General features: G+C 67.9%; 7 protein-coding genes. 5 read left to right on the forward strand and 2 right to left on the reverse strand.

Annotated elements, in window-relative coordinates; all coding sequences use genetic code 11:
- Positions 1-248: 248 nt before the first annotated feature.
- The 4 genes from AC3XYG_RS36145 (at position 249) to AC3XYG_RS36160 (ending at position 3,186) form a co-directional block, all read left to right on the forward strand.
- On the forward strand, positions 249-1,100 hold the full coding sequence (locus AC3XYG_RS36145; RefSeq protein WP_489144735.1) for a hypothetical protein: 852 nt from the start codon (positions 249-251) through the stop codon (positions 1,098-1,100).
- Between the two features lie 352 nt (positions 1,101-1,452).
- On the forward strand, positions 1,453-2,208 hold the full coding sequence (locus AC3XYG_RS36150; protein WP_489144736.1) for a siderophore-interacting protein: 756 nt from the start codon (positions 1,453-1,455) through the stop codon (positions 2,206-2,208).
- A 94-nt stretch (positions 2,209-2,302) separates the two neighbouring features.
- Positions 2,303-2,689, forward strand: coding sequence for a nuclear transport factor 2 family protein (locus AC3XYG_RS36155; protein WP_489144737.1), 387 nt, complete (start codon positions 2,303-2,305; stop codon positions 2,687-2,689).
- Positions 2,690-2,790: 101 nt separating this feature from the next.
- Positions 2,791-3,186, forward strand: a complete 396-nt coding sequence (locus tag AC3XYG_RS36160) for a cupin domain-containing protein (protein ID WP_489144738.1) — start codon at positions 2,791-2,793, stop codon at positions 3,184-3,186.
- Here AC3XYG_RS36160 and AC3XYG_RS36165 read toward each other — a convergent pair.
- Entirely contained in the window at positions 3,183-3,788 is a 606-nt protein-coding gene (locus AC3XYG_RS36165) for a TetR/AcrR family transcriptional regulator (protein ID WP_489144739.1), read from the reverse strand. The two genes, AC3XYG_RS36160 and AC3XYG_RS36165, sit on opposite strands and share 4 nt — an antisense overlap.
- A 105-nt stretch (positions 3,789-3,893) precedes the next feature.
- Entirely contained in the window at positions 3,894-4,811 is a 918-nt protein-coding gene (locus AC3XYG_RS36170; protein WP_489144740.1) for a MurR/RpiR family transcriptional regulator, read from the reverse strand.
- Between the two features lie 210 nt (positions 4,812-5,021).
- On the opposite strand from AC3XYG_RS36170, the gene AC3XYG_RS36175 reads away from it, so the two are divergent.
- On the forward strand, positions 5,022-6,279 hold a 1,258-nt coding region (locus AC3XYG_RS36175; protein ID WP_489144741.1), incomplete at its 3' end, for an ABC transporter substrate-binding protein.

A 6,279-nucleotide genomic window follows, 5' to 3' on the forward strand; every position in this document is an offset into this window, starting at 1 on the left:
TCAAAAGAGCGGTATTAGCTCGACTATTTGTTCCCTTTTTCTGATTGGGGAGTGACCCATTCAGCGCCCACGCCTCAAACACCCACCGCCCCCTCGGCGGTGGAGGCGGTTGCGCAGGAGGCGGCGCTGCTCGCCCGCGCCGGCGGCGGCAGCGCCGTGGTCAGACCGGCATCGAAATAGACTTTGACGAAGCGAAGCGGCGCTGATCTTCTGACCGGCATTGTCTCGCATTTTAGGAATGTCATTTCATGAAGCAGATTGGTCTGGTTGCCCTGGCGGCCTGCAGCCTGGCCGGCTGCGCCTCGATCACCGAAGGCACGAGCCAGGAAATCCGGGTCGACGTCACGCCGGTCGCCGCCAGCTGCAGCGGTTTGCGCAAGGGCGCGCCGACCGGCACCTACGACCCGGTGTCGCACATCTATCATGTCGACAAGAGCCGGAATGACATCATCTTCACCTGCAAATCCCCGGGCTATCGCGACAAGACCGTGTCGCTGGTGTCCGAGGCCAGCGGCTGGGGCGTCGCCGGCGCGCTGACCCTGGATTTCGGCCTGATCGACTATTCGACCGGCGCCCTGAACAAATACCCGCCGACCCTGACCATGACGCTGGAGCCGCTGAGCCCGGCCCTGGTCTCGGCACCCGCCGAGGGCCGACCGGCCGCAACCGCAGCCAGATCCGCGGCCCGGAGTGGCGTGATCTGCCGTATCGGAACGCTGACGCTTGGCGAAGCCGGCGCAAGCCTGCGCCGATGCGGGCGGCACCGTGGTCGCCCCGATCAACTGACCCGGACTGGGGACGCAGAGACCCTTCCAAGACCGCACCGGCCTGGTTTATGGGAGGAGGGGCGACCCTTCGGGAGATCACTCATGCGCATTCACGCTTTCAAGGCCGATGGCCGGGTCTTCGGGTTCACGGCGAGCGAAACCGGAGAGAACCTGCCGTCGGGATTCGGTCCCTGGACCCCTTTCAAGACGCTCACCATGGTGCGGGGCGAGCCCTTGCCCGGCGTCGATGTCGACGAATGCCTCGACGATATCGAGGCGCACGGGCTGCATCTCACCGATGCCCACAAGCGGATCACCGGGCAGGTCGCCTGATCCTCGGAACCAGCATCACCATCCGCTGACAGCGCCGGGTTTGCAGCGTGAGCCGGATCCGGCGCCGTGCTAGCACGCTGTCGTCGCTGATCTGAGGGCGGCCGTAAGCGTTTACGTCAACCAACGCGCAATCTGGACTGCCGGTGCCCGGCGCACAGGCGGCCTCGTCGCGCGGGTTCGATGTATGGCTCTCAAGCGTCCAACAGAAATCACGGCCCCCGATCCCGGGAACGCCAAGGGCGCCCGCCATCGGGCTCTTCTTCTGCCGTTTTGCGAGCCGGCCTCGTGACCCCTCCCGTCCGCGGCCCCGCCAGCCCCCACGCCTTGCATCTTTGGTCGACAAGGACATGCCATGACTGACGACATCATCACGTCCCGCCACCAGATCAACCGGGTGCGCCGGGACACGCGCCGCCGCCTGCTGACCGTCACCGCGGTCGAACGGCTGACGCCCCGGATGCAGCGCATCCATTTCGCATCGCCGGAGCTGGCGGATTTCACCAGCGACGGGCCCGACGACCACATCAAGCTGTTCCTGCCGGATGCGAGCGGCGAGACCTGCATGCGCGACTACACCCCGCGCAGCTTCGACACGGCGGCCGGCACGCTGGTCATCGACTTCGCCCTGCACGAGGCGGGGCCGGCCACGGCCTGGGCGATGACCGCCGGCGTGGGCGACACGATGGAGATCGGCGGCCCCCGCGGATCCGTCGTCGTCGATGACGATTTCGACTGGTACCTGCTGATCGGCGACGAGACGGCGCTGCCGGCCATCGGGCGGCGGGTCGAGGAGCTGCGACCGGGTGTGCCCGTCACCACCGTGGTCGTGATCGACGACGAGGTGGAGCGCCAGATGTTCGAAGCGCGGTCGAACTGGACACCGGTCTGGATCGAGCGCGGCCCCGACGCTGCGGATGATGGCGCGCTGTTCATTGCCGCGCTGGCGGATCTCGAGCTGCCGCCAGGCGACGGCTATGTCTGGATCGCGGCCGAGGCGCTGGCCGCCCGCGCCGTCCGCACCTACATCACTGAAACGCGGGGCCATCCGGCCGCGTGGATCCGGTCCTCGGGCTATTGGGTACGCGGCACGCCCGGCGCGCACGAATAGGGCGTTCGCCCTGGCAGCGAAGGTCGGCGGTCGACCATCGCTGCCGCGGCGGGCACACTCGCCGCCATCGAATCCTCCGCCGGAAGCCCCCGAGATGAACGCTGCCCCCGACCACGCCATCCGCCAGCGTCGCGATGCCTTCAACCGCGCCCTGGCCAAAGCGGATCTTGCCGCCATCGGCCCTGTCCTGGCACCGACCGCCATCCTCGTCACCGGCACGGACAGTGCGGTGATCTCCGGCCGCAAGGCCCAGCTCGCGGCCTGGGAACGTGAATTCGCGGCGCCGCTGCGGACGATCTACACCCGCACGCCCGACAGCATCGTGATCTCGCCGGTCGAGCCGATCGCGCTCGAACATGGGCACTGGCAGGGCGTCACCACCACCGGCCTGGCGCTCGCCTCCGGCAGCTACACCGCCAAATGGCGCAGAACCGGCGCGGATTGGGTGATTGAAGTCGAAATCTACTTCACGCTGGCCTGACCTCATCATGGCCTAGATATCGGGCCGGTTCATGGACCTTCCAAAGCATGGGGGTTGCCGCACGATAGAGGCCTTGGTCTGGCAGATATCGGGGCTTCATTATGAATCGATCGCTGAAATTCGGCTGTACTCTTGCCGCTTTGTTGCTGGGGTCGGCCGCGGCCTCGGCGCAGGAGGTGGTGGCGCTGAGCCAGCTGGCCGCCGGCATGCCCAAGGGCGACGAACAGCAGATCCGGGTGCTGACCGCGACCCTCGAGCCCGGCGAAAAGATCGGCCTGCACACCCATCGCTTCCCGGTGACGCTGTACATCCTGGAGGGCGCCTTCACCCTCGAGCTGGAGGGGCGGGCGCCGGTCACGGTCAAGGCGGGCGAGGCGATGGTCGAGCCGCCCGATGTGAAGATGATCGGGTTCAATCGCAGCGGCACCGAACCGATGCGGGTCGTCACCTTCTATGTCAGCGACCCCGACACGCCGTTCATCGACTGGATCCGCTAGGCGACAGGCTGCGGGCTCAGGAAGCGGGCGATCAGCAGGCGCAGCATCGGCGCCTGGGCCGCGGCCTCGAAGGTCTGGTCGATCGCGGCGCGGCTGATCATGCCGTCGAACAGGGCGATCAGCCAGCCGGCGGTGCTGGGCAGGTCCAGTGCGGCATCGATCTGGTCGCGCTCCACGCCGCGGGCCAGGATGTCGATCAGCGCCGCCTTGGTCTCGGCGTCGGACCGTTCGAACATCGCGGCGATCCGGGGATTGCGCATCGCCTCGGCGCTGATCTCCACGGCCAGCCGGGCCTCGGCCCGGTCGGCCAGCGCCGCGATGGCGACATCGACGAGGTCGAGCAGCGCCGCCAGCACGTCGTCGGCCTGGCGCAGCTGTTCGAAGATGGTGGCGGCCTCGCGCCGCTCCTCCTCGACCAGCGCCGCGATGATCGCGTCCTTGCTGTCGAAATAGTGGAACAGGTTGCCGGGGCTCATGCCCGCCTCGGCGCAGATCTCGGCCGTGCGGGTCTGGTGGAAGCCGCGCCGGGCGAAGCAGGCGGTGGCGGCGCGCAGGATCTGCTGCCGTTTGGCCTCGTGCTTCTCGGGGTCGAGCTTGCGCATCGGCATCCATCCTGCCGACCGCTGATGGCGGGCCGGACCATATTCATCGACTATCCGGTCTATTAACGATCCGCTGGCGCCGGCGTCAATGATACGGCCGTCGGCTCAGGTCTTTTCCTCGCCGTGGTCCATCACCTTGAGGTGGTATTTGATCCGGCGCAGCCGCTCCAGGCTGCGGTCGCCGAGCCGGCGGGCCAAGCCGGTGGCCAGCACGTCGACCGCCATCATATAGGCCAGCCGCACCGCCGTCGGCTTCAGGATGTCCGGGTGCTCGGGCAGGGTCAGCCTGATCCGGATATCGGCCAGGGCGGACAGGCGCGACGCCCCCGGCGCCAGGGCGATCACCTGGGCGCCGTATTCCCGGGCGATGGTGGCGGCGGCGATCACATCCTCGGTCTCGCCGGATTGCGAGATCGCCAGCACGACATCGCCGGGGCGCAGGGCGCAGGCGGCCATGCGCATGATGTGGCCGTCGGAGCGCGACGCGGCGGGTATGCCGAGGCGGAAGAAGCGCAGGTCGGCATCGAAGCCAACGCTGCCGCTGCCGCCGCCGACCGCGAAGATCTCGATCCGCCCGGCCTGGGCCAGGGTGTCGACCGCCGCGGCCAGCGCGGTCGGGTCAAGTGCCGCGCGGGCCTGTTCGATCGTTTCCCGGCCGATGTCGAAGACGTGCTCGACCAGCTCGGCCATATGCGCCGGCGTGGTCTCCTGCCGCCGGTCGGTGCGGGCGAGGTAGGGCGCGCCGAGCGCCTGGGCCTGGGCCAGCCGCAGCTTGAAGGCCTGGAAGCTGTCGAAGCCGATGCGGCGGGCGAGGCGGGTGACCGAGGCCGGGCTGACCCCGGCCTCGCGCGCCAGGTCGCCGATCGCCGCACTGGCCGCGCGCTCCGGCGCCTTCAGGATGGTCTCGGCCACGGCACGGTCGACCGGGCTGGTGCCGTCGATCATGGCGCGCAGCTGGCCGATGACATCCAGCACCGCACCCGGGGCCGTGCTGCCAGTCTGGGCGCCGGGTCGCTTCGCCATTCTCGATCTCTCCTGAAAATTAGTTTCAAACTATGACGTCGTCGGGCGCGGTGTCTTGGCCGCCGGGCAATGCCGCAGTCAATCCATAAAACGTCGGACATACAAGGGCGGTTGACAGGCCGGCGCGGGATGGGAATGATCGCACACAGAAAATAATTTTCAACATTGCCCGCTAGTGACAGGGCGTTGCCGCACAGCCAGGGGGTGGGGATGAAAAAGAATCTCGGCGCGCTCGCCGCCATTTTGCTCGGGGCCATCGCTACATCACCGGCCGTGGCGGCCGATCCGGTCAAGCTCGTCTTCTGGTCGATGTGGAACGAGACCGAGCCGCAGGCCAAGGCGCTGCAGGCGCTGATGGCCGATTACAGCCAGGCGCATCCCGACGTGACCTTCCAGGCGGTTTGGAACGGCCGTCAGAACCAGACCAAGATCCGCAGCGCGCTGGCCGCCGGCACCGCCATCGACTTCGTCGACCAGGATGCCGACCAGATCGCCGGCGGGCTGATGAAGGAAGGGCTGGGCCACCCGATCGATGCCGCGCTGGGCACGCCGATCGCGGGCGAGAGCAAGCCGTTCCGCGACGTCTTCCTGCCCGGCACGCTGGATCTGCTGGCCGACGGCCAGACCCATTACCTCGTGCCCTACGTCTATAACACCGTCAATTTCTGGTACAACAAGGACATGCTCAAAGACGCCGGAGTGGCGGCGCCGCCGGCGACCTGGGACGATCTGCTGGCGATGTGCTCCGCCGTGGCCGGGCAGGGGCATGAGGCCCTGGTGATCGAGAGCAATGTCGGCGGCTACAACCTGCTGTATTTCAGCCATCTGATCGAACGGCAGAAGGGCGCCGGCGCCGTCCTCAAGCTGTTCCAGGACAAGACCGGCGAGGGCTGGCGCGACCCGGCCGTGCTGGCGGCGGCGAAGGCGGAGCGGCAGCTGTGGGATCGCGGCTGCATCAGCCAGGATGCGCGCGGCTTCCAGTACCCGGCCGGACAGCAGACCATCGCGCTGGGCGACAGCGCCGGTGAACTCGTCGGCTCCTGGCTGCCGACCGAGCTGACCGACAGCGCCGGGGCCGATTTCCCCTGGGGCAGCTTCAACTTCCCGGCCGTCGCTGGCGGCGCCGGCAAGGCGACCGACCTGGAGGTGGCGCTACTGGCCTTCATGGTGCTGAAGGACAGCAAGCATGCCGACGAGGCGGTCGATTTCCTGAAATTCGCGATGTCGGAGAAGGGCCAGAAGACGCTGGTCGAGACCGGCGGCGTCGGCGTCACCCGCGCCGGGGTGGCCTGGCCGGCGGTGTTGCAGAGCGCCTATGAGTCCGCCGCCAATGCCAGCGGGCTCAGCCTCTATGGCGGCGGGTTGCAGGTCGCCTATCCCGATTTCAACGCCACGGTGCTGACGCCGGAGCACAACAAGATGTTCCTGGGTGAGATCACGCCGGAACAGCTGGTCGACACGCTGGCGG

Source organism: Inquilinus sp. (genome assembly GCF_057815775.1).